This window comes from Streptomyces sp. L2, from assembly GCF_004124325.1.
GTDB lineage: Bacteria > Actinomycetota > Actinomycetes > Streptomycetales > Streptomycetaceae > Streptomyces.
Window position 1 is genome coordinate 7,171,800 of record NZ_QBDT01000001.1, and the last position, 21,102, is coordinate 7,192,901.

Sequence of the window (21,102 nt, forward strand, 5' to 3'; positions counted from 1 at the left end):
TACGGCGAGAGAAGGCCAGGTCACGAGGTGGTGCTGAGAAGCCGGGCCGGCGGGAAAGCGACGGCCGTGCGGCTGGAAGAGAGGGAACCCGCACCGACGCCCTGACGACGGGGCGCGCAGCGGTGCTGATCGCACTATAGCGCCGGCCCTGGGGGTGTCAACAAGTCGCCGTCCCGTTCTGTTCCCGGGCCAGGGCTCAGGGCCCAGGGCCCAGGGCCGAGGCTCAGGCTTGGGGCCGGGGCTCAGGTCCAGGTCCAGGGCCGGGGCCGGGGTCGGGGCCGGCGCCCGGTCCCGGTCACGGCCGCGTCGGACCGACCGATACCCCGGTGCCCCGGTCGCCTCTACGATCGCTCTGTCGCGCCCCATTCCCACGACCGCCAGGAGAGCCGGTGGAGTCCACGCCCGCGAGACGCCCGCACCGCCTGGATCCGGCCGGTGGCTGTCCGCACGCCGACAACGCGCGGCTGCTGGCCCGGAGTTCCGTGGCTCCGGTCGAACTGCCGGGCGGGATCGAGGGGATGGCCGTCCTGGGGCACGAGGCGCTCCGCGCCTTCCTCCAGCACCCGGACGTCGCCAAGAACGCCCGGCACTTCACCGCACTGCACGAGGGGCGCATCCCCGAGGGGTGGCCGTTGCGGACGTTCGCGACCGTGCCCGGCATGACCACCGCGGACGGAGAGGACCACCGGCGACTGCGGTCACTGGTCAGCAGCGCCTTCACTCCGCGCCGGGTCGAGGAACTCCGTCCCCGGGTAGAGGAGTTGACGGCGGACCTGCTCGACGGCCTGGAACGGGCCGCCGAGGAGGGCGAGGGCGTCGCCGATCTGCGCCGGCACTTCGCGCTGCCGCTGCCGATGGCGGTCATCAGTGAACTCCTCGGCGTGGACGCCGGGTTCCGGGCGCGGCTGCACCGGCTGAGCAGCCAGGTCGTCGCCACCGACATCGAACCCGCCGAGGCCGTCGCCGCCAACCGCGAACTCCTCGCTGTCCTCGCCGAGATCGCCGCGCAGAAGGCGGACCGGCCCGGCGGCGACCTCACCAGCGCCCTCCTCGCCGCCCGGGACGAGGAGGGCGGCCGGCTGGACGGGCAGGAACTGATCGGCACCCTCCTGCTGATGATCGTCGCCGGGCACGAGACCACGCTGAACCTGATCACCAACGCCGTGCGCGCCCTGTGCGGCCACCGCGAACAGCTCGACCTGGTCCGGGCGGGCGGCGCGAGCTGGGCCGACGTGGTGGAGGAGACGCTGCGCTGGGACGCGCCGGTCAGCTACTTCCCGTTCCGCTACCCGGTCCGGGACCTCACCGTCGACGGCACGCTCGTCCCGGCCGGCACTCCGGTCCTCGCCGGGTACTCCGCCGCCGGCCGCGACCCCGCCGTGCACGGCCCGGACGCCGACCGCTTCGACGTCCGCCGGCCGGCCCGTGACGGTGCCCTACGGCATCTGTCCCTGGGGCACGGCGCCCACTACTGCCTGGGTGCTCCGCTGGCCCGGCTGGAGGCGACCGTCGCCCTGGAGCGGCTGTTCGAGCGCTTTCCCGGACTGGACCTCGCGCTGCCGGAGGAGGAACTGACCCGGCACGCGAGCTTCGTCGGCAACAGCGTGCGCACACTGCCGGTGCGCCTGAAGCCCTGAAGCCCTGAAGCCCTGAAGCCCTGAAGCCCTGAAGCCCTGAAGCCCTGAAGCCCTGAAGCCCTGAAGCCCTGGCGGCCGGACGCCCGGCGAAGGGCCGACGCGCCGGTCCTCACGCGGACCGCGCCTCCGCCTCCTTCGCGATCTGCTCGAACCGGGCGCCCATGGCCTCCTTCAGGGCCTGGGCACCCGACAACGGGCGCACCATGACCATGAGTTCGTCGATGAGGCCGTCCTCGTCGAGGTGGATGAAGTCGCAGCCGGTCAGTTCCCGGTCGGCCACCCGCGCGCGGAAGACCAGCGCGTGGTCACGGCCGTCGGCGCCGGCCAGCTCCCGCTCGTACCGGAAGTCCTCGAAGACCTGGGCGACCGCGCCCAGGATCGCCGCGGTGATCGCCTTGCCCGAGTATGGCTTGAAGACGACCGGGCTGGTGAAGACGACATCCTCGGCCAGCAGTGCCTCGACGGCCTTCAGGTCTCCGGCCTCGACCGCCTCGCGGAACGCGCGCACTCGGATCACCCCACATAGTCAATTAATTGAATAGGTGCGGATGAGAGTAGTCACCGGCTGCTAGCGTGTCCACATGTCGCTCAAGTACGCCGTCCTGGCCGCCCTGCTGGAGGGCGAGGCCTCCGGCTACGAGTTGTCCAAACTGTTCGACGTCTCGTTCGCGAACTTCTGGCCCGCCACCCCCCAGCAGCTCTACCGGGAGCTGGAGCGCCTCGCCCAGGACGGGCTCGTCCAGGCCAGGACCGTGCGCCAGGAACGGCGGCCGGACAAGCGGATGTTCACGCTCACCGAGTCCGGCCGCGCCGGTCTGCGGGCCTTCGCCGACGCGCCGCCCCGGCGGCCCACCGCCGTCCGCGACGAGCTGCTCATCAAGATCCAGGCCATGGACGGCGGCGATCCCGAGGTCACCCGGGCGCTGGTGGAGGAGCGCAGGGGCTGGGCGCAGGGCAAACTCGACCGCTACCAGCGGGTGCGCGAGCGCCTCCTCGGCGGCCGGAGCGAGGAGGAGTACCTGCGCGACGCCGAGCGGATCGGACCGTACCTCACCCTGCTCGCCGGAATCTCCTTCGAGGAGGAGAACCTCCGCTGGTGCGACCGCGTCCTCGGCATCCTCCGGCAGCGCGTGACCCTAGGCTGACCCCATGTTCAGCCCCGAAGGCCCCACGCTCCGTGAACTCGCCGTGCAGGCGCTGTCGTCGGTCGAGCACGGCTACGACCTGCTCGCCCCGAAGTTCGACCACACCCCCTTCCGGACGCCCGGCCCGCTGCTGGAGTCCGTCGCGAAGGCACTCGCCCCGCTCGGCCCCTACGAGGACGGGCTCGACCTGTGCTGCGGCACCGGCGCCGGGGTCGACGCGCTGGCCGGGATCTGCCGCCGCCGTGTCACGGGCGTCGACTTCAGCGCCGGCATGCTCGACGTCGCCCGGCGCCGGGTCCCGGCCGGGGCGCCGGACGTCTCCTGGGTGCGGGCCGATGCCCGCGCGCTGCCGTTCACGGCCGCCTGCGACCTCGTGGTCAGCTTCGGGGCGTTCGGTCACTTCCTGCCCCGCGAGCTGCCCGGCCTGTTCGCCCAGGTGCGCTCGGCGCTGCGGCCCGGCGGCCACTTCGCCTTCCCGGTGCTCGCCCCGCCCCGCCCGTCGCACCCGGCGTACTGGACGCTGCTGGGCTTCGACGCGGTGATGCGCGTGCGCAACGCGTTGTGGCGGCCCCCGTTCGTCATGTACTACCGGGCCTTCCGGCTCGGCGACATCCTGCGGGAGCTGGGGCACGCGGGCTTCACCGTGGACCTGTACGCCCTGCCCGAGTTCGGGCGGCGCTCCGACGGCGGCCCGCGGGCCCGGCTGCTGGTGGCCCGCCGCGCTCAGACGGCAGCGGGCAGCGTGAACTCGTAGACCAGCGCGTCCCGTTCCGCGTTCACCACCAGGTCGGTGATCTCCAGCGGGCGGGCGAACTGGTCGTGCACGCGCCGGGTGACCCGGACCGCGGTGGCGTCCCCGAGCTGGGTGATGCAGTCCCGGTGATGCAGCGTCAGACCGGCCTTGCGCATCCAGTCGTAGACCCTCCTGAGCTGGGCTTCCGCCGATCCGTCCGCGCGGTCGCGGTAGCGGCCCAGCTCCGCGACCTCGGTCAGCGCGACCGCGGAGAAGGAGGTCACGGCGGTGCGCAGGGCGCGGCCGTCGGGCGTGGCCGACCGGTAGCGGTGCACCAGGGTCGGCCGGTGCGGAGCCAGCCCCAGCGCCGCGGCGTGGTCCGGCGGCGGCTCCTCCCACGTGACCGTGGCCCGGTCCACCGCGCACGGGTCCGCGGAGCGCGCCCCCACCGGGAAGGCGAGGGACACCGGGTCCTCGACCGGACGGCCCGGCAGCGTCGCGTGACTGCCCCGGCGGTCCGTGGCGACCAGGCCGCCGCGCCGCAGCACCTCCAGCGCCTGCCGTACGGTCTCCCGGCTCACCCGGAAGTGGGCGGCCAAGTGCCGCTCCGCCGGGAGCCGTTCACCCGGCGATATGGTGCCGTCGCGCAGCTCGTCCAGCAGCAGCGTCGCGACCCGCCAGTACAGCGGCTGGTCGTCCGGCTGCCGGGACGCCGGCGGCTGGTCGCCGGACGGCCGCGCGTCGCCGGACGGACGAGCGTCGGCGGGCGGAGCGGGATCGCGCGGCCGGTCCTCGGTCGTCGCGGGTACGTGGGGGGTGGTGCGGGCCATGCCGCGCCTCCTGTTGGTGACAAGACGTAGCCGAAGGGGCTCATTGCGTGACCACATCTAACATTGGTCTAAACCACGAGGGAAGAGCAGCCTACTGGTTCGGCCGAAACCCACCCGCGCGACCCCCCGTTCACAGGACGCTGTAGACCGCCTCGACCAGAGCCGTCTTGCGCGGGTCGTCGGCGATGTGCGGCCCCATCCGGTTCATCGTGTAGCCCAGGGCCACGCCCGCCTCGGGGTCGGCGAGTCCGCAGGAGCCGCCGAACCCGTCGTGTCCGAAAGCCCGCGGATTGGGCCCGTAGGAGCCGTTGGTGCCGCTCAGCCACAGCCCGAGCCCGATCTCCGTCTCGTGCTCGAAGCCCGCCCCCAGGACCAGGTCGCGGCAGCCGCCCTGCCCCTCGCGCACCCGCTCGGCCGCCTCCGGGGAGAGGATCCGCCGCCCGCCGTACGAGCCGCGCCCGGCGAAGACGCCGTACAGCGCGGCGACGGCCCGCGCGGTGCCATGCCCGTTGGCCGCCGGGATCTCCGCCGCGCGCCACTCGGGTGTGTTCGCCTGGGCCGCGCCCACCAGCGGATTGGCCAGCGCGGCGATCGCCTCCGGTGTCAACTGGCCGAAAGTAGCCGCTTGATCGCCGCCGGGGCGGGCGCGCGGATGGACCAGTTCGGCGACCCGGCCGGACTCCTTCTCCGGCAGGCCGACGGTGAAGTCGATCCCGAGCGGCCCGGTCACCTCCCGCTCCAGGAACGCTCCCGGGCGCAGCCCCGAGACCCGCCGTACGACCTCGCCCACCAGGAAGCCATAGGTCAGCGCGTGGTACCCGGACCGGGTGCCCGGCTCCCACCACAGCTCGGTGGCCGCCAGCCTCGCGGTGGTCAGCTCCCAGTCGTACAGGTCGTCGAGACTGTGCGGCTCGCGCAGCCCGCACAGGCCGGCGCGGTGCGAGAGCAGGTGCCGTACCAGCACCCGTTCCTTGCCGGCGGCGGCGAATTCCGGCCAGTACGCGGCCACCGGGGCGTCGAAGTCGAGCAGCCCGCGGTCGGCCAGGATGTGGGCGCACAGCGCCACCGGGCCCTTGGTGGTCGACCACACGTTGACCAGGGTGTCACGCTCCCAGGGCCGGGTGCGGTCCGCGTCCGCCCAGCCGGACCACAGGTCCACGACGCTCTCGCCGTCGATGCTCACCGCGACGGCGGCGCCCAGCTCGCCGCGCTCGGCGAAGTTCTCCTCGAACGCCTGCCGCACCGCCGTGAACCGGGCGTCGCAGTGACCGTGCACCTGTGTCTGCCGAGTCGGCATCGGACCTCCGTGGTCGCCGGAAAGGCCGGGCCGCCACCCGCGGCCCGGGCCCTCCAGAACATACCGACTGGTCGGACCGGGGGGAAGGATGCGCGGGCCCCGCAGGCGTGGCTCGGTGAAGAGGTCGCAAACGCTCACAGGAGGAACAGCCTGCCCGCGGGGTCCTGGTGTCCCTCGGCCGTGTGCCAGTAGTCACGGGTCTCCACGGCCCGACCCGCCTCGTCGAAGCGCACGAACACGCAGCCCGCCAGCGCCGACTCGGCGCCGCCCTCCGCACCGAGCACCCGGAACTCCGCCACCGCGACGCCGTCCGATCCGACGAGGGGCGCGGAGAACCGCACGTCGGTCACCCGCTCCTCGGCGAACGACCAGCGCAGATAGGCGGCGAGCGCGTCCCGGCCGCGGTGCGGCTCGCGGAACGGCATCGACCGGTGCACACACTCCTCGGCGTACAACTCGACCAGCGCCCCCACGTCGTGCGCGGCCCACGCCCGCTCCCAGACACGGACGAACCGCTCGGCCGCCGCACGCGTGTCCATCCCGCCGTCCTCCGTCATCTCCGAACCCCGTCCTCTTGTGCCCCGCCGTCCTGCTCCCCGCTTCCTCAGGCGTACGACCGCAGCCAGCGCAGCTTCACCGCCTCGTGGAACGGGCCGCCGCCTTCATGGTCGTTGAAGTCGTACAGCTCGATCGTCTTGTCCTCGTGCGCCCAGGCGTTGTACGCGGCGAACACCGTCGACGGCGGACAGGTCTGGTCCTCCCCGCCCGCCGAGAACAGGGCCGGGGCGCGCCCGCGGGCGGCGAAGTGCACGCCGTCGAAGTAGGAGAGCGTACGCAGCACGTCGGCCGTGCGGCCGTGGTGCGTCTTGAGGAACAGGCCGATCTCCCGGTACGGGGGCCGGTCCGTCAGCGTCGTCGCGCGCGGGAAGTCGCAGAGGAACGGCACGTCCGGGGCGACGGCGGCGAGGTCGGGGACCAGGCCCCCGACGGCGAGGGTGATCCCGCCACCTTGGCTGGAGCCGATCGCCACGGTCCGGGAGGCGTCGGTCAGTGGGTGCGCGCGGGCCGCCTCGATCGCGCGGACGGCGTCCGTGAACACCCGGCGGTAGTAGTGGTTCTCCGGTGCGTCGATGCCCCGGGTCATGAACCCGGGGTAGCCGGGCGCGGAGCCCACCGGGTCGGGTGTGCCGGCGCCGGCTCCCCAGACGCTGCCCTGGCCGCGGGTGTCCATCACGAAGTGCGCCCGGCCCGTCGACGCCCACAGCAAGTTCTCGTGCGGCAGGCCGCGCCCGCCGCCGTAGCCGATGAACTCCACCACCAGCGGCAGCGGCTCCGCCGCCCCGGCCGGCAGCCGCAGCCAGCCCTTGACGGGGTGGCCGCCGAACCCGGCGAAGGTCACGTCGTGGACCCGTACCGTGGACAGGCCCGTGTCCACCGGCTCGAAGCGCGCGTCGAGGTCGTGCGCGCGGGTCTCCCGCAGCGTCTTGTCCCAGAACGCGTCGAAATCCCCGGGTACGGTGGACTCGCTGCGGTACTTGCGGAGTTCGTCGAGGGGAAGGTCGAACAGGGCCATCGGCACCGCCTTCGCGAAGGGTGACTGCGGGACCTCACCGTACGGGCGTGGCCGGCTCACGAACCAGGCCCACGGAGGGGCGTCCGGCGCGGATTCCGGCCTCCTGCCCGGGCCTGCCCGCCCTGGTCAGGACAGTGGAGGGCGCTGGGCTCGCGGGCCGGTACCTCAGGCGCGGGGCTGGTTCCACCGGGGGCCGGTGTTCGCCCACTCCCGTTCCCATTCGGTCAGCCGGTGGCGCAGCGCGATCCGGCGTTCGACGGCGTAGCCCAGGAGCACGACGCCCGCGGCGCCGCCGCCCGCGCACAGGCCGATGGTGACCGTGTGCTGCCACACCGCGACGTCGTCGGGCGGCGGGGCGACACTGCGGCCCTTGCTGTCGAACCACACGTCCACCGCGTCACCGACCCGGGTCCCCGCCGGTACCCGCGCCGTGGTCGTGTGTTTGCCCTTCCCGGGCTCCGTCCAGCTCACCTTCGCCCGGTAGCCGTGATCGCGGTCGCCCTGCACCGCGGGCAGGCGTTCGGGCGTGCCGCCGACCACCACGGCGTGCACCTTGTGCCGTTCGGACCGCTGCGCCACCGCCACCGCCTGGGCCTCGCTGTGGGCGTGCAGGCCCACCGCGACCCCCACCAGCGGTGCCACGACGACGAGCAGGACGGCGACCAGCAGCGTCGTCCATGCCTCCACCACGTCCGACCGGCGCCGCAGCGGATTGCGCCGCCAGCGCCAGCCAAGCACCCGGGTACGCATGTCCACCTCCTCGCCGCCGGAGCGGGAGGGCCGCGAACCGGGTCATCGGTCCGCCGTCCCCGCACCCGAGCGTCTACACAGGTCTCGTACCCCGTACGGAGTCCCTCGCTCATCCTGGGAACCGCTACTTCCGGCCCACCTGGAGCACGGGCGACGACACGCGCCCCACGGCTGCGGGTGCGGCGGGCGCGCGCGACCGGCGCGCTCAGCCGAAGCGTTCGACGCGGATCCGGTCCACGGGCCGGCCCGCCGCGACGAGCAGTCGCGAGGCGTGCTCGGCGAACCCGTTGGAGCCGCACACGTACGCCTCCCACCCATCATCCGACTCCTCGCCCAGAAGTGACACCACATGGGCGGCGGTGATCCGTCCCACGGGCACCCCGGCCGGGGCGCTGCGGGTGAACACGGGCGTGGTCTCCGCGCCGAGTTCCCGCGCGTAGATCAGCTCCTCGGGGCTGCGCGCCGACACCAGCATGCGCAGCGGCACGGCGAGGCCGCGCGCCCGGTGGTGCCGCACCATCGACATCAGCGGCACGACGCCGGATCCGGCGCCGAGCAGCAGCGCGGGCCGGTCGCCGGGCCAGGCGAAGAAGCCGCTCAGCGGCCCGCGCACCTCGACGTTGTCACCGGGCCTGGCCACCGTGTGGAACCAGCCCGACACCTCCCCGCCCGGCACGTGGTCCAGGGTCAGCTCGATGTGCCCGGAGTCGTCCGGCGCGGACGCGATCGAGTAGTGGCGCTGGGCCGTGTAGCCGTCGGCGGCGGTCAGCCGCACCATCAGGTGCTGTCCGGGCAGGTGCCCCGCCCATCGCGGCACGGCGAGACGGAAGGTGGCCGCGCGCGGCGTCTCCCGCCGTATGCCGGTGAGCGTCGCGGTCTGCCACGCGGTCGCGGCCTCGCCGCTCACCGCGATGCGGCCGGGCACCGCGAACCGCGTCGGGGGAGCGAAGGGCGAAGTGAAGGCCGGCACCGCCGTCCGGTCAGCCACGCGCCACCGCCCCGCCCGCCGGGGAACCTGCGGGATGGTCGTCCGGGTCCCCGCCTGCCAGGGTGTCCGCGGGCAGGCCGTCCGGATTGCCGCCCGCCGGGGAGCCCACCGACTGGTCGTCCGGGTCCCCGTCCGCCGGGGCGTCCGCCGGTCGGTTGTCCGGGTCCCCGTCCGCCCCGGCCGCTCCGTCGCCCGCGTACCGCTGTTCCTCCCAGGGGTTGCCGCGCGCGTGGTAGCCGTTGCCCTCCCAGAAGCCCGGCTCGTCGTGGTCGAGGAGGGTGATCCCCGCGATCCACTTGGCGCTCTTCCAGAAGTAGAGGTGGGGCACCAGCAGACGTGCGGGGCCGCCGTGCTCGGCGGGAAGCGGCCGGCCGTCGTACTCCCAGGCGATCCAGGCCCGGCCGCCGGTCAGGTCCGTGAGCGGCAGGTCGGTGGTGTAGCCGGTGTGGGAGTAGGCGATCGCGTGGGTGGCGCTCGCCAGGGGCCGGACGACCTCGAAGAAGGCGTCCAGCGAGACACCGCCGAAGCGCACCCCGAACTTCGACCAGCCGGTCACGCAGTGGATGTCACCCTCATACACCGAGGCCGGCAACGCCCGGGCGCCTGCGGCGTCCCACGTGTGCGGCCGCTCCACCAGGCCGTCGACGCGGAAGGACCAGTCGGCGGCGGTGAGGTCCGGGGTGACCTCGGCGGACAGGACGGGCCAGTCGTCCCTCGCGTCGTACTGCCCGGGCGGCAGACCGGCGGGCCGGACGCGCGGGCGGCCCGTGAAGCCTCGGGTGATGTTCATGGTTCAACCGTACGTTGTCGTCAGCTGCACTCCGCCCCAGGTCAGTGCCGTCGTCGCCGGTGCCGGGACTCAGTCCACCGGCCCGGGATCCGGGGCGCTCGCGTTGTAGCGCTCCAGGTAGGCGGCGAACCGGGTCAGGTCCTCCTCCGGCCAGTCCGCGAGACGCTCCCGGAAGGCGGCCCGGCGGCTGCGCGTGACCTGGGCGAGGATCTCCTCGCCGGCCCCCGTCAGGTGCAGCACCTGCACGCGGTGGTCCTCCGGATCGAGGCGCCGCTCGATCAGCCGGGCCCGCTCCAGCGCGGCCACCTGCCGGCTCACCGTGGACTTGTCCAGGGCGTAATGTGCCGCGAGGTCGGTCGCCCGGCAGCCGCCGCTCTCCTCCAGGTGGCCGAGCAGCGTGTACGACACCAGCGACAGCTCGGGGTGCATGCGTCCGGCCGAGGCGCGGGCCCGGCGGGCGAAGATGGTCATCTCGCGCTGGATGGTCTCCACGGCCCGCTGCGCTGCTGTCATGGGAATACCTCCTCCGCCGTTGTAGTTGTATACTACAACTTGAAATGAGAGTTGTATAAGCCAACCTTTCGTCGATCTTTGGAGGGTGCCCGCGATGAGGTCACCGGCCCTGCGTCACGTGCTCACACACCTGATCACCCCGCTGCTGATGTGCCTCGGCATGGGGCTCGCGTACATGGGGGCCTTCGTGACCCCGGAGCCGCACCACCTGCCCGTCGCCGTCGTCGGCGCCGGCCCGGAGGCCAAGGTGCTCGCCCAGACCGTCAAGGACACCGCCGGGGACCGGCTCGACGTCCGCACGGTCCCCACCCGCTCCGACGCCGTCCACCTGCTCAGGGACCGGCAGGTGACCGGCGCCTACGTGCCGAGCGCCGAGGCCCCCGAGCTGATGGTGGCCAGCGCCGCCTCCGACATGGGAGCCACGGCCGTGGAGCGGGTCTTCACCCCGGTCGCCGACCAGGAGGGCGTCCCGCTGAAGGTCACCGACGTGACCAGGCCGGTGTCCGACGACCCCACCGGCCAGGGCCTGTTCTTCCTGCTGATCGCGCTCAGCATCGGCTCCTACGCCTCCGTCGCCGCGCTCGGCGCCGCGGGCGGGGCGCTCGCCATGCGGATACGGGCGCTGCTCGCGCTCGGCGTCTCCGCGGTGGTCAGCGGCATCGGCGTGCTGCTGGCCGGGCCGGTGTTCCACCTCGCGCACCACGGACTCGCGGGCCTGTGGGGGATGGCGTGGCTGTACTCGGCCGGCATCCTGTTCATCGGCGTCGGCCTGCACACCTTCCTCAAGCGGTGGACCACGCTGGCCATGATGGTCCTCTTCGTGATGCTGAACTTCACCAGTTCCGGCGGGTTGTTCCGGCCCGAACTGCAGAACGGCTTCTTCGGCGCCCTGCACGCCTTCTGGAACGGCGCGGGCTTCGTCGAGGGCATCCGCGGCCTGCTGTACTTCGACGGCGACGGCGTCGCGCACAACGTGCTGACGCTGACGGTCTGGCTCCTGGCCGGCCTCGCGGTCACGGCCGTCGCCGCCCTGTACGAGCGGGCCGGGAAGCACATGCCCCGGCATGCGGCCGTCGCGGAGCCGCGTACCGCCGTAGCCGCTCCGTCCCGGCCGTCGGCACCCGGCGTGGAGCGGACCGCTGAGCGGGCGGCCGAACCGAAGGCCGAGGCAGTGGCCGTGGCCGACGCCGTGGCGGAGGAAGAGGCCGAGGCCGAGGAAGAGGCCGAGGAGACCGTCGGAGTCTGAAAGGGGCTACCCGATGGTCACCACCCGGGCCCACTCCGGCGGCGCGTCCGGCCGGTACTCGGGGTCGTGCTCCCGCCAGGTCCGGGTGCCCGGACGGGGGAAGAGGCCGACCACCGTCCGGCACGGCGGACGGGTGTCCGGCCACGGAGTCTGGCCGTCCGTCAGGACCACCACCACGTCCGGTCCCGGCCGCGTCCGCAGGGCCCGCGCGAATCCCGTCCGCAGGTCCGTCCCGCCCCCGCCGGTCAGCAGCAGCCCCTCCGCCCGGCACAGCGGCTGCACGCCCTGGGCCGCCGCGTCGCACGGCAGCACCGTCACCAGGTCCCGGCGCCCGCCCACCGACCGTGCGATCGCGGCCACCTCAAGGAGAGCGCCGCCCAGCTCCGCGTCGCTCACCGACCCCGAGGTGTCGATCACCACGGACACCCGGGGCGGCCGGCGCCGCAGACTCGGCAGCACGACACCCGGCAGCCCCGCCGAACGGCGCGACGGGCGGCCGTAGCTGTAGTCCTCACCGGCCCCGGCGCCGGACGTCGCCGAACGCACCGCCGCCCCCAGCAACTCGCGCCACGGCTGCGGGGGATGGAACACCTCCTCCGCCCAGCGCCGCCAGCCCGCCGACGTGCTGCCCGGACGGCCGGTGATCGCCTGGGCCACCCGGAACCGCACCCCGTCCCGCTCCTGCTCGCTCAGGCCGTGCGCGCCGTCCGGGCCGAGGTCCCACGGCCGCGCCAGCCCGTCGGCGCCGCTCCCGCAGTCCAGCCAGGCCAGGTCCCCCAGCCGCGGGCCCAGCCGGAACTGCCGCAGGTAGTCCTCCATCAGCTCGCCGTCCCGCAGGCCGAGCCACTGCGGGGTGACCGCGCCCTCGGGCCTGACGAGCCCCTCGCCGTACACGTCGTCGTTGATCTCGCAGTCCGCGGCGATGTTCATCCGCAACCGCTCCCCGCGGCCCGTCAGCCCCCGTTCGCGGGCGACCCGGTCACCGCGCGCGTGATGGTCCCGCAGCAGGTGCGACACCTCGTGCACCCACACCCCGGCCAGCTCCTCGACCGGCGTGCGGGCCACGAACGCGGGGGAGACGTACACCCGCCAGTGCCAGTCCACGCCCATCGTCGGCACCTGCCGGGACTCCACCACGTGCAGTGCGAACAGGGCGGTCGCCAGGTACGGCCGGGCCCGCACCGCCTGCAGCCGGGCGGCGAAGAGCTTGCCGGTGTCCAGTCCCATTTCGGCCGGCACGGTCGCGGTCATCGGCGGGTCTTCGTGGCGACCGCGGCCCGCGCCGCCCCGCGGTCCGCCTGCCGGGTCACCGAGACCGCCCCGGCCAGCCGGTCGATCGACGCCGGCACGTCCCAGTCCGCCTGGCGCAGACTGGCGAGCGTGGTCGCCGGGACCACCAGCACGTCCGGTGCGCCGGTCTCCAGCGCGCGCACCAGCAGCGCCCACGCCGCGTCCCAGCGGGCCCGTTCCGGTCGTCCCCGGACCGCGTCGACCACCGCGTCCAGGGCGGCCTGGCGCAGGTCGCCGCGCTCGGGCAGCACGGCGTTCGCCGGGTCGGCCAGCAGCAGTTCCGGGTCGGGCAGGTCCAGCCGGTCCAGGCTCGCCAGCAGTTCGAGGCCGGGGCCGTCGCCAACGGTGCCACGGACCAGCAACGACAGCACGTCCCGCGAGGAACCGGCCGCGGTCGCGAACGCGATCAGCCGCAGCGTCATCTCCCAGCTGCGCGGCGAGGGCCAGGCGCCGCCCCGGCGGGTCTCACCGGTGGGCAGCCGGTGCACGAGCGGCGGCCGCGCCGTCAGGAACCCGCACACCGCGCGCCGGGCCCGGTCCACCGCGTCCGTGAGCCGGGCCGGGTCCAGTGCGGGCAGGGTCGCCCGCGGCCAGGTGCCGCCGAGACCGCGTACGACGACGTCGTGGTCGTGCGTCCACTGCAGGTGCACGAACCGGTTGGCGAGCGGTGGGCTCAGCTCCCAGCCGTCGGCCGCGGAGGAGCGGGGGTTGGCGGCGGCCACGATCCGTACGTCAGGCGGCAGCTTGAGCGAGCCGATCCGGCGCTCCAGTACGAGCCGCAGGAGGGCCGCCTGTACGGCCGGAGGTGCGGTCGACAGCTCGTCCAGGAACAGCAGGCCCCGTCCGGCCCGAACCAGCCGCACCGCCCAGTCCGGCGGGGCCATCGGGACGCCCTGGGCCGCGGGGTCGTCTCCTACGACGGGCAGCCCCGAGAAGTCGGAGGGCTCGTGCACGCTGGCGATCACCGTGGTCAGCGGGAGGTTCAGGGCCGCGGCGAGCTGGGTCAGGGCGGCGGTTTTGCCGATGCCCGGCTCACCCCACAGCAGCACGGGCAGGTCTGCCGCGACCGCGAGGGTCAGCGCTTCCAGTTGGGTGTCGGGGCGGGGTTCGGTGGTGGTGGCGTCGAGGAGGGTGAGGAGGTTGGTGGCGATGTCGAGTTGGGAGGGGGGTGTGGGCATGGTGGTCACCTTGGTGTGTGGGAGTCGGTTTGAGCAGGGGGTGGCGGTGGGTGGTTTGGTGCGGTGGGTGGTCGGGTGCGGGTGCGTGGTGGCTGTCGCGCAGTTCCCCGCGCCCCTTGGTGGGGTGCTGTGCGGGGGTTTTATGAGGTGTGGCGGGGGGCGTCGCGGGAGGGGGCTCGGCCTGGGCCGGTGAGGCCGGCGCGGTAGAGGGCATGGGTGGTGCGGCGGGCTGCCGTGCGGGACAGGGCGTCGCGCAGGGGGCCGTCGCGCAGGATCGCGGCGGGGCCCAGGAGGGCCTCGACCACGGCGAGCGCACCCGTGATGTCGCCGTGCTCCAGGCGTTCGCGGACTCCGGTGAGGCAGTCCGGGCGCCGGTGGGCCTCGTCGACGACCCGCAGGCAGGGCAGCGGCGGCCCGCCGAAGGCCATCAGGATTTCCTCGCGGCGGATCTCGGCCGGATCGTGGTCCAGCGGGGCCAGCGCCCCGTCGACCAGCCCGAGCCGGTGCCGGGCACCCCGGCACTCCACCACGCGGGGATCGCCCGTGGGAGCGGGGCGGTCCGGCGGCTCGGCCTCCGGGGCCAGCGCCGAGGCGACCAGTGGGTGCAGCCGGGACGGTTCGAGGAGGCCCGCGCGGAGCAGCTCCAGGTCGGGCGGGGTCCAGGTCGCCGCGTCCGGCAGCACCGGCAGGGCCGCCGATCCGCCGCGCCCGGGGGCCGCCGTGAGCAGCCGCAGGGCGGGCGGTCGTACGCCGTCCTCGTCGCGCGTCAGTTCCAGGACCAGCCGGTTCCGGGACCCGCACCGCACGGTGAGCGCGCCGTCGGCCCGGCCCTCGGCGCGGAGCAGGATCGCCGCCTCGGCGGCCCACCGGCCGACGTTGCAACCGGATTCGGGAGGCACCGGGACCGGTGGTGCCGGGTCGCCGGCGCCGGCCCGCTCACGCAGCTCGGCCGTCCTGCGGACGTCCCACAGATGGCGGTGCAGGTCGAGGCGGTGGCGCCGGTGGGGACGCGGGTGGGGGTGGCGGCCGGCGCCGTAGCAGGCGGAGGAACCGTCCCACAGGGAGAGGGCGATCCGCTGGCCGGCGTCCGCCCACGAGGGCGGGGTACGGACCACCAGGTGCAGCGGGCCGGCGCCGGCCTGCCCGGGATCGTCGTACCGGGCCAGGCTGAGGGTCAGGGCCGGGCGGAGCAGTCCGTCCGGGGCGATCCTCGGCATGTGCCAGCGCAGCAGGTCGGGCGCGAGATGGCGGAGGTCGGCACGGACCCGGGCCGCCAGGGCCGAGCCGTGGGTGCGGGCGACGGACCGCAGGTCGAGGTCGACGTCGACCCCGGCGGCGGCACACGCTCCGGCCCAGTCCCCGGCACCGCGGCGGGCGGTCGCCGTCTCGATCATGGAGGGCGGCACGGCGAACTCGCGCACGCGCAGCCAGAGGGAGAGCCGGGAGTTCCCGTACGCGGTCTGAGTGAGCATCAGCGCTCACCTTGCGCGGACGGTACCCCCCATCCGGTCACAGATTGAGTGGTCATCGCGGGGGAGCGTAGCCGACACGCGGAAACGGGCGCCATGTGTTTTCCACGCGGCGCCGGGCGTCTCGAACTCGGCGTCGCCGACCGGAGATCGGAGCCCTGGGGTAGGCTGGCCGTCCGGCCGCGGACCGTCGCGGCCGCCCGCTGCCGAGGAGGTGAGACCCATTACCGCTGTGTCAGCTGGGGTGCTCGCTCCTTGTGACAGCGCGGATCACCGGTACCGGTGACCGCGCGAGCGCCCTTCGGCCTCAGGTCTTTGTCGAAAGGCTCTCGGCTTCCATGCCTTCCCTTCCTTCTCGTGTCCCGCTTTCCCCGTCCGCCGTCGTCTCCGCGCTCCGCGCCGCCGGGTGCGTGTTCGCCGAGGACGAGGCGGAGTTGATCCTCGCCACCGCCCGCATTCCGGAGGAGGTCGCCGCGATGGTGGAGCGGCGTACCGCCGGACTCCCGCTCGAACACGTCCTCGGCTGGGCCGAGTTCCACGGACTGCGGATCGCCGTGGAGCCGGGCGTGTTCGTGCCCCGCCGCCGTACCGAGTTCCTCGTGGACCAGGCCCTCGCCCAGGCCCCGGACGTCACCGTCGTCGTGGACCTGTGCTGCGGCTCCGGCGCCCTCGGCGCGGCCCTCGCCGCCGCGCTCGGCCGCACATCAGCGGCGGTTCGAGCCGGCGGCGTCGAGGTGCACGCCGCCGACATCGACCCGGCGGCCGTCCGCTGCGCCCGCCGCAACCTCGCCGCCTTCGGGGGCGGGGCCCATCTGGGCGACCTGTACGACGCCCTGCCCGCGGGCCTGCGGGGCCGGGTCGGTGTCCTCATGGCCAACGTGCCGTACGTCCCCACCGCCGAGGTGGCCCTGCTGCCGCCCGAGGCTCGCGACCACGAACCGACGGCCGCCCTGGACGGCGGAGCGGACGGACTCGACGTGCTGCGCCGGGTGGCCGCGGAGGCGCCCGCCTGGCTGGCACCCGGCGGCTGCCTGCTGACGGAGACGAGCGAACGTCAGGCGCCGGCCGCCGTACGGGAGTTCGGCCGGGCGGGGCTGACGACCCGGGCGGCGGTGTCGGAGGAACGGGCCGCGCACGTCGTGATCGGGGTTCGCCCCTAGGCACGGCCCGGGGTCCGCGCCTAGGCAGGGCCCGGGGTGCGTGTCTAGGCACGGGCCGGAGTCCGCGTCTAGGCAGGGCCCAGGAGAGCGCGCCTAGGCACGGGCCGGGGTGCGCGCGTCTAGGCGGGGCCCAGGGGTGCGCGTCTAGGCACGGGCCGGGGGGCGTGTCTCGGCACGGGCCGGGGTGCGCGGCTAGGCCCGCCCCGCAGTGCGCGCCTAGGCCGCCCCGGAGTCCGGGACGCGTCTGCCGCTCAGGTGGCCGTCCCGTTCCCGGACTGGTTAGGCGACGGCGGGCTGGGCGACGACGGGCTCGGCGACTCGCTGCCGTTCGGACGGTGGCCGTCCCGGTTCCACGGCTTGCCGTGGCCGGGGAAGCCGCCGTCGCCGCCGTCGCGGTGCCGGAAGCCGCCGTCCCCGCGCTGGAACGAGCCCGCGAACGCGGCCGTGGCCGTCCTCTTGCCGCTGTCGGCGCGGGTGCCGACCAGCAGGGCCTGGTCGCCCTTCTTCAGGGCACCCGCGCCCGTGTCGCCCGAGCCGCCGCCGTCGCCCCGCACCGTGACGCCGGAACCCACCGTCCACGTCCACGACGTGCCGTCGGCGCTCTTGACGGTGACCTGGTCGCCGGACACCTTCTCGACCGTGCCCCGCTGCCAGATCCGGACGATCCACTTGCCGGTGTCGCGGTCCTTGACGGTCGCCTCCCCGTGCGCCCCGCCCCCACGCGCCCCGAGTCCGGGCCCGTGCCGGTGCGGCGACGGCGTGGCGGAGGACGAGGCGCTCGGTGTGGCGTCCGGACCGGACGGGTCCGACGCGGCGGCGAAGGCGACGGTGCCGCCGAGGGCCAGCGCCCCCACCGTGCACGCCACGGTCACCACCCGGGCCCGCGCCGACGTCCGGCGCCACCGGCCGCTCACCGGCCCGCGCGGTGCATCGCCGTGCCCGCCGCCGGCCGGCTCCTTCCCCTCCGGGCCCACCCGCGGGGCGTACCCGGGCATCGGCGGAATCGGCCCGCCCGGCCCGCCGCCCGCGGGGCGGCCTTCCTGCTCCGGTTCCTGGCTCACCATGCGCTCCCATCGGCCCTGGCGCGCGGCCTCGCGAAGACATGCCTACCTGTGATTGTCCCGGGAGGGGGTTAAGGGCCCGATAACCAGTTCCTGTGAATCGGTGCCGGTACCAGTACCGGCCGCCGCTACGGCAGCTCCTGCGCCCGGGCGATGAGTAGCGCCACGTCGTCGTGGTTGTCCGGGTGGTGCAGCGTGCGCAGCAGCCGGTCGCAGGCCTCCTCCAGCGGACGGGCCGGGTCGTCGAGCAGGGAGAGCAGGAAGTCCAGGCGTTCGTCGAGGGAGTGGCAGCGCGTCTCGACCAGCCCGTCGGTGTAGAACACCAGCTCGTCCCCCGGCTCGAAGTCGACGGTGATCGTGGTGAACGGGACGTCGCCGACGCCCAGCGGCACCCCGGTGGGCAGGTCGAGCAGCTCCGGCGGGTGGCCGGGACGGAGCCGGGCCGGCGGCAGATGGCCGGCGTTGGCGATCCGGCACTGGCGCAGCCGCGGATCGTGCACGGCGTACACACAGGTCGCGATGGAGTGGTCCAGGGCCGAGGTCGTCTTGTCCAGGTGTTCCAGCAGCAGCGCGGGGTCCAGGCCGAGCGGGGCCAGGGTGGTGGTCGCCGTGCGCAGCCGGCCCATGGTCGCGGCCGCGTTGATGCCGCTGCCCATGACGTCGCCGACCACCAGCGCCGTCCGGCCGCCGTCCAGCGGGATGACGTCGAACCAGTCGCCGCCGACCTCGCTGGTCGCGCCGGCCGGCTGGTAGCGGGACGCCACCTCCAGGCCGGTCGTCACCGGCGGATGGCTGGGCAGCAGGCTGCGCTGCAGGGTGAGCGCGGTGTTGCGGGCGTTCTGGTACCAGCGCGCGTTGTCGATCTGCACGGCCGCGCGGGCCGCCAGCTCCCGGGCCAGCACGACGTCGTCCTCGCCGAACGGCGCCGGATTGCGCGTCCGCTTGAGGTCCAGGGCGCCCAGCACCTCGCCGCGCGCGATCAGCGGCACCGCCAGGTACGAGTGCAGCCCGGCGCGGCCCAGCAGCACGGCCGCCTCCGGGGAGCGGGCGATGCGCGGCAGGTCCTCGTCCTTCACCCGGGGCACCAGCACCGCCTCGCCGCTGCGCACGCACTCGGTGACCAGCCGGTCGGGCGCGTACCGGGCGATCTGGCCGGGCGGGTCGGCGGCCTGCACGGCGTCCGACTCGTGCTCGGCGCGGACCGCCAGCGCCCGGATCACCGCCGACTCCGACGGCCCGAGGGTGCTGCGCCGGCCCTCCACCACGGCGTCCAGCAGATCGACGGCGGCCACGTCGGCCAGCTCCGGCACGGCGACCTCGGCCAGCTCGCGGGCGGTCCGGTCCAGGTCCAGCGTCGTACCGATCCGGGCGGAGGCGTCGGCGATCACCGCGAGCCGGCGGCGCGCGGCCTCGGCCTCGACGGACGCCCGGTGCTGCTCGGTGATGTCGACGACGGAGACCGCGACGCCGAGGACGTTGCCCATGGCGTCCTCCAGCCGGTACAGCGACATCGCCCAGGTGTGGTCCTGGTCCGGGTCGGCGGGCGTACGGCCGACGAGGGGCTCGTCGATGACCGGCACGCCGGTGTCGAGGACGCCCCGGGCGGAGCCCTCCAGCGCGTCGGCGTCCAGCAGCGGCAGCACCTCGCGGATGCCGCGGCCCACGTGCTCCGCGGCGGGAAAGCCGTTGATCTTCTCCAGCGCCGGGTTGACCGAGACGAACCGCAGGGCGGTGTCCAGCACGGCGAGCCCGATCGGTGACTGCTTGACCATGCGCTCGGACAGCGCGACGTCCTGCTCCAGCCGGCGCACCGTGTTCTGGTCGGCGGCGAGCCCCAGCGCGTACACGTCGCCCTGGTCGTCCAGCAGCCGCATGTTGCGGAACTCCACCAGCCGGGTGCTGCCGTCCTTGTGCCGGACCGGGAAGCCGCCCGCCCAGCTCTGGCCGGTCCGCAGCACGTCGGCGAAGAGCTTGCCGACCAGCTGGATGTGCCGCTCGTGCACCATCAGCCGGGCCGCGTACTCGCCGAGCGCATCGCGGGCGGCGTACCCGAACAGCTCCTCCGCCTGGGGGCTCCACAGCACGATCCGCCCGTCGGCGTCCAGGACCACCGACGCCACTCCGAGCACGTCGAGCAGCCCGCCCGGGCGCACCGGCCCGCGCATCTCGCCGCCCTCCGTCACCGGAGCCCCGGCTGCACTCATGCCACGCACCGCCTTCGCCCGTCCGCACGGCACGCTGTCCCCCGTGCCGACTCCCCTTGTTCTACCGCGCTCACACCCGACTCTCCGCAGCCGTCGCCGTCAATCTCCACCATCTCTCAACACGGGGCCGGGCGTACCCGGAAGTCGCCAGTTGGCGGCACCCGGGGTGTGACGGCCGCCGGGGATGCCCCAGGACATCCATCTGTTTGGTCTGTACATGCCCACATGGCCGGGCCAGACTGTCCGCCGACCGAGTGCCACCACCCCCCTTTTCCGAGGAGTCGGCCATGCCCGCGTCCGCCCGGCCACGCAGCCACGGAGTCCTCAGCGGACTCCTCGTCCTCGCCACCGCAGCCGTCCTGTCCCTCGCCGTGCCGACCTCCGCCTCGGCGGCGGACACGTGGACCGAGACCGGCTCGGACCGCGCGCGCCCGCTGACCGAGAGCCAGGGCCTGACCTCCGTGGAGGTGCCGGCGGGCAGCCCCAACCGCTACACCGGCATCGGCACCATCCCCCTCGGCCTGTCCCTGCGCGGCTGGAACCACGTCGGCGACCCCGACGCCACCTACAACGGCTACTACGTCGAGCCGTACCAGGAGGACTCGGGCGGCGCGAAGATGTACCGGGTGCAGGCTCCGGACGGCAGCTGGTCGGAGTACGTCCACACGCTGAGCCCGGGGGAGGCGCTGAACAACTCCTGGGTGGCGATCTCGCCCGACGGCCAGTGGATGCTGTCCGGCGAGTGGGGCACGATGGACCGTTTGCTGGTCTTCCCGACACCCGGCGTCAACGCCTCGACCTCGCCCTCGGCGAACCTGCCCCAGGCGGCCACCGTCCACCTCGACCACGCCGTCCGGGACGTGCAGGGCTGCGACTTCTCCGGGCCGACGACCCTGCTGTGCTCCTCCGACGACCCGGACGGCTCGCTGTTCGGCATGACCAAGCCGCTGCTCCAGATCGACCTGTCGGCCGCTCCGAACGGCTCGGACGTGACCGGCCACGTCACGGCCCTGCGCCAACTGCCACTGCGCAGCGGCTGCTCCGGCAGCTTCGAGGCGGAGGGCATCGACTACGACCGCCGTACCGGCATCCTGCGGGTGATCGTCATGTCGCCCGGGTTCTGTGTGATCACGGACAGCATGACGTACAAGTTCTCGCGCGGCTGAGGCGCGTAGCAGGGGCCGCGGGGGCCCGGCCGAGGTGTGGGCCCGGCCCGCCGGTGCTTTGCTGAGGGTGGA

At 74.2% G+C, this 21,102-nt stretch carries 19 protein-coding genes and 1 pseudogene; 6 read left to right on the forward strand and 14 right to left on the reverse strand.

What is annotated here, in order from left to right; genetic code table 11:
* Positions 1–389: 389 nt before the first annotated feature.
* Complete coding sequence (locus DBP14_RS32145) at positions 390–1,637, forward strand: cytochrome P450 (protein WP_129311140.1); 1,248 nt, start codon at positions 390–392, stop codon at positions 1,635–1,637.
* 109 nt (positions 1,638–1,746) lie between these two features.
* Here DBP14_RS32145 and DBP14_RS32150 read toward each other — a convergent pair whose 3' ends face one another.
* Positions 1,747–2,145 carry a nuclear transport factor 2 family protein gene (locus tag DBP14_RS32150; protein WP_129312186.1) on the reverse strand — a complete coding sequence of 133 codons (399 nt, stop codon included), beginning with the start codon at positions 2,143–2,145 and terminating at the stop codon, positions 1,747–1,749.
* A gap of 73 nt (positions 2,146–2,218) precedes the next feature.
* On the opposite strand from DBP14_RS32150, the gene DBP14_RS32155 reads away from it, so the two are divergent.
* The gene (locus tag DBP14_RS32155) at positions 2,219–2,782 is read left to right on the forward strand and encodes a PadR family transcriptional regulator (RefSeq protein ID WP_129311142.1); all 564 of its coding nucleotides are present in this window, start codon (positions 2,219–2,221) and stop codon (positions 2,780–2,782) included.
* A gap of 4 nt (positions 2,783–2,786) precedes the next feature.
* The gene (locus DBP14_RS32160) at positions 2,787–3,536 is read left to right on the forward strand and encodes a class I SAM-dependent methyltransferase (RefSeq protein WP_129311144.1); all 750 of its coding nucleotides are present in this window, start codon (positions 2,787–2,789) and stop codon (positions 3,534–3,536) included.
* On the opposite strand, the gene DBP14_RS32165 is transcribed toward DBP14_RS32160, so the two are convergent.
* From DBP14_RS32165 to DBP14_RS32200, 8 genes and pseudogenes are all read right to left on the reverse strand, one after another.
* Entirely contained in the window at positions 3,506–4,345 is an 840-nt protein-coding gene (locus DBP14_RS32165) for a GntR family transcriptional regulator (RefSeq protein WP_129311146.1), read from the reverse strand. The two genes, DBP14_RS32160 and DBP14_RS32165, sit on opposite strands and share 31 nt — an antisense overlap.
* A 130-nt stretch (positions 4,346–4,475) precedes the next feature.
* On the reverse strand, positions 4,476–5,642 hold the full coding sequence (locus DBP14_RS32170) for a serine hydrolase domain-containing protein (RefSeq protein WP_129311148.1): 1,167 nt from the start codon (positions 5,640–5,642) through the stop codon (positions 4,476–4,478).
* Positions 5,643–5,776: 134 nt separating this feature from the next.
* A complete protein-coding gene (locus tag DBP14_RS32175; RefSeq protein ID WP_129311150.1) occupies positions 5,777–6,181 on the reverse strand; it encodes a nuclear transport factor 2 family protein in 405 nt (134 codons plus the stop codon).
* 65 nt (positions 6,182–6,246) lie between these two features.
* The gene (locus tag DBP14_RS32180) at positions 6,247–7,215 is read right to left on the reverse strand and encodes an acetylxylan esterase (RefSeq protein WP_129311152.1); all 969 of its coding nucleotides are present in this window, start codon (positions 7,213–7,215) and stop codon (positions 6,247–6,249) included.
* Between the two features lie 165 nt (positions 7,216–7,380).
* The gene (locus DBP14_RS32185) at positions 7,381–7,965 is read right to left on the reverse strand and encodes a hypothetical protein (RefSeq protein ID WP_164992451.1); all 585 of its coding nucleotides are present in this window, start codon (positions 7,963–7,965) and stop codon (positions 7,381–7,383) included.
* A gap of 205 nt (positions 7,966–8,170) precedes the next feature.
* On the reverse strand, positions 8,171–8,953 hold the full coding sequence (locus DBP14_RS32190) for a ferredoxin reductase (protein ID WP_241741091.1): 783 nt from the start codon (positions 8,951–8,953) through the stop codon (positions 8,171–8,173).
* Positions 8,954–9,140: 187 nt separating this feature from the next.
* A pseudogene (locus tag DBP14_RS32195) lies at positions 9,141–9,743 on the reverse strand (sulfite oxidase-like oxidoreductase); the annotation flags it as partial.
* A gap of 69 nt (positions 9,744–9,812) precedes the next feature.
* A complete protein-coding gene (locus DBP14_RS32200; protein WP_129311154.1) occupies positions 9,813–10,256 on the reverse strand; it encodes a MarR family winged helix-turn-helix transcriptional regulator in 444 nt (147 codons plus the stop codon).
* 94 nt (positions 10,257–10,350) lie between these two features.
* Between DBP14_RS32200 and DBP14_RS32205 the strand changes: the two genes are divergently transcribed.
* On the forward strand, positions 10,351–11,502 hold the full coding sequence (locus DBP14_RS32205) for a hypothetical protein (RefSeq protein WP_129311155.1): 1,152 nt from the start codon (positions 10,351–10,353) through the stop codon (positions 11,500–11,502).
* A 6-nt stretch (positions 11,503–11,508) separates the two neighbouring features.
* Here the strand turns inward: DBP14_RS32205 and DBP14_RS32210 are convergent, their stop codons facing one another.
* From DBP14_RS32210 to DBP14_RS32220, 3 genes are all read right to left on the reverse strand, one after another.
* On the reverse strand, positions 11,509–12,753 hold the full coding sequence (locus DBP14_RS32210) for a VWA-like domain-containing protein (RefSeq protein WP_129311157.1): 1,245 nt from the start codon (positions 12,751–12,753) through the stop codon (positions 11,509–11,511).
* Positions 12,750–13,970 (reverse strand): AAA family ATPase, encoded by a 1,221-nt coding sequence (locus tag DBP14_RS32215; RefSeq protein WP_129311159.1) that lies wholly within the window; start codon positions 13,968–13,970, stop codon positions 12,750–12,752. Before DBP14_RS32215 ends, DBP14_RS32210 begins: the two co-directional genes overlap by 4 nt.
* A gap of 140 nt (positions 13,971–14,110) precedes the next feature.
* Positions 14,111–15,442: a hypothetical protein gene (locus DBP14_RS32220; protein WP_129311161.1), complete on the reverse strand. Its 1,332-nt coding sequence runs from the start codon at positions 15,440–15,442 to the stop codon at positions 14,111–14,113.
* A gap of 335 nt (positions 15,443–15,777) precedes the next feature.
* Between DBP14_RS32220 and DBP14_RS32225 the strand changes: the two genes are divergently transcribed.
* Entirely contained in the window at positions 15,778–16,599 is an 822-nt protein-coding gene (locus DBP14_RS32225) for a putative protein N(5)-glutamine methyltransferase (protein ID WP_129311163.1), read from the forward strand.
* A 251-nt stretch (positions 16,600–16,850) separates the two neighbouring features.
* Here DBP14_RS32225 and DBP14_RS32230 read toward each other — a convergent pair whose 3' ends face one another.
* Complete coding sequence (locus DBP14_RS32230) at positions 16,851–17,663, reverse strand: hypothetical protein (protein WP_129311165.1); 813 nt, start codon at positions 17,661–17,663, stop codon at positions 16,851–16,853.
* Positions 17,664–17,788: 125 nt separating this feature from the next.
* Entirely contained in the window at positions 17,789–19,864 is a 2,076-nt protein-coding gene (locus DBP14_RS32235; RefSeq protein ID WP_206739390.1) for a SpoIIE family protein phosphatase, read from the reverse strand.
* A 287-nt stretch (positions 19,865–20,151) separates the two neighbouring features.
* Between DBP14_RS32235 and DBP14_RS32240 the strand changes: the two genes are divergently transcribed.
* Entirely contained in the window at positions 20,152–21,030 is an 879-nt protein-coding gene (locus DBP14_RS32240) for a hypothetical protein (protein ID WP_129311167.1), read from the forward strand.
* Positions 21,031–21,102 lie beyond the last annotated feature (72 nt).

Coding starts and splice junctions, on each gene's coding strand:
- DBP14_RS32165 (WP_129311146.1), bottom strand. CDS start 4,345: ATGGCCCGCACCACCCCCCACGTACCCGCGACGACCGAGGACCGGCCG.
- DBP14_RS32170 (WP_129311148.1), bottom strand. CDS start 5,642: ATGCCGACTCGGCAGACACAGGTGCACGGTCACTGCGACGCCCGGTTC.
- DBP14_RS32230 (WP_129311165.1), bottom strand. CDS start 17,663: ATGGTGAGCCAGGAACCGGAGCAGGAAGGCCGCCCCGCGGGCGGCGGG.
- DBP14_RS32240 (WP_129311167.1), top strand. CDS start 20,152: ATGCCCGCGTCCGCCCGGCCACGCAGCCACGGAGTCCTCAGCGGACTC.
- DBP14_RS32235 (WP_206739390.1), bottom strand. CDS start 19,864: ATGAGTGCAGCCGGGGCTCCGGTGACGGAGGGCGGCGAGATGCGCGGG.
- DBP14_RS32215 (WP_129311159.1), bottom strand. CDS start 13,970: ATGCCCACACCCCCCTCCCAACTCGACATCGCCACCAACCTCCTCACC.
- DBP14_RS32205 (WP_129311155.1), top strand. CDS start 10,351: ATGAGGTCACCGGCCCTGCGTCACGTGCTCACACACCTGATCACCCCG.
- DBP14_RS32180 (WP_129311152.1), bottom strand. CDS start 7,215: ATGGCCCTGTTCGACCTTCCCCTCGACGAACTCCGCAAGTACCGCAGC.
- DBP14_RS32210 (WP_129311157.1), bottom strand. CDS start 12,753: ATGACCGCGACCGTGCCGGCCGAAATGGGACTGGACACCGGCAAGCTC.
- DBP14_RS32200 (WP_129311154.1), bottom strand. CDS start 10,256: ATGACAGCAGCGCAGCGGGCCGTGGAGACCATCCAGCGCGAGATGACC.
- DBP14_RS32220 (WP_129311161.1), bottom strand. CDS start 15,442: ATGCTCACTCAGACCGCGTACGGGAACTCCCGGCTCTCCCTCTGGCTG.
- DBP14_RS32185 (WP_164992451.1), bottom strand. CDS start 7,965: ATGCGTACCCGGGTGCTTGGCTGGCGCTGGCGGCGCAATCCGCTGCGG.
- DBP14_RS32155 (WP_129311142.1), top strand. CDS start 2,219: ATGTCGCTCAAGTACGCCGTCCTGGCCGCCCTGCTGGAGGGCGAGGCC.
- DBP14_RS32175 (WP_129311150.1), bottom strand. CDS start 6,181: ATGGACACGCGTGCGGCGGCCGAGCGGTTCGTCCGTGTCTGGGAGCGG.
- DBP14_RS32225 (WP_129311163.1), top strand. CDS start 15,778: ATGCCTTCCCTTCCTTCTCGTGTCCCGCTTTCCCCGTCCGCCGTCGTC.
- DBP14_RS32160 (WP_129311144.1), top strand. CDS start 2,787: ATGTTCAGCCCCGAAGGCCCCACGCTCCGTGAACTCGCCGTGCAGGCG.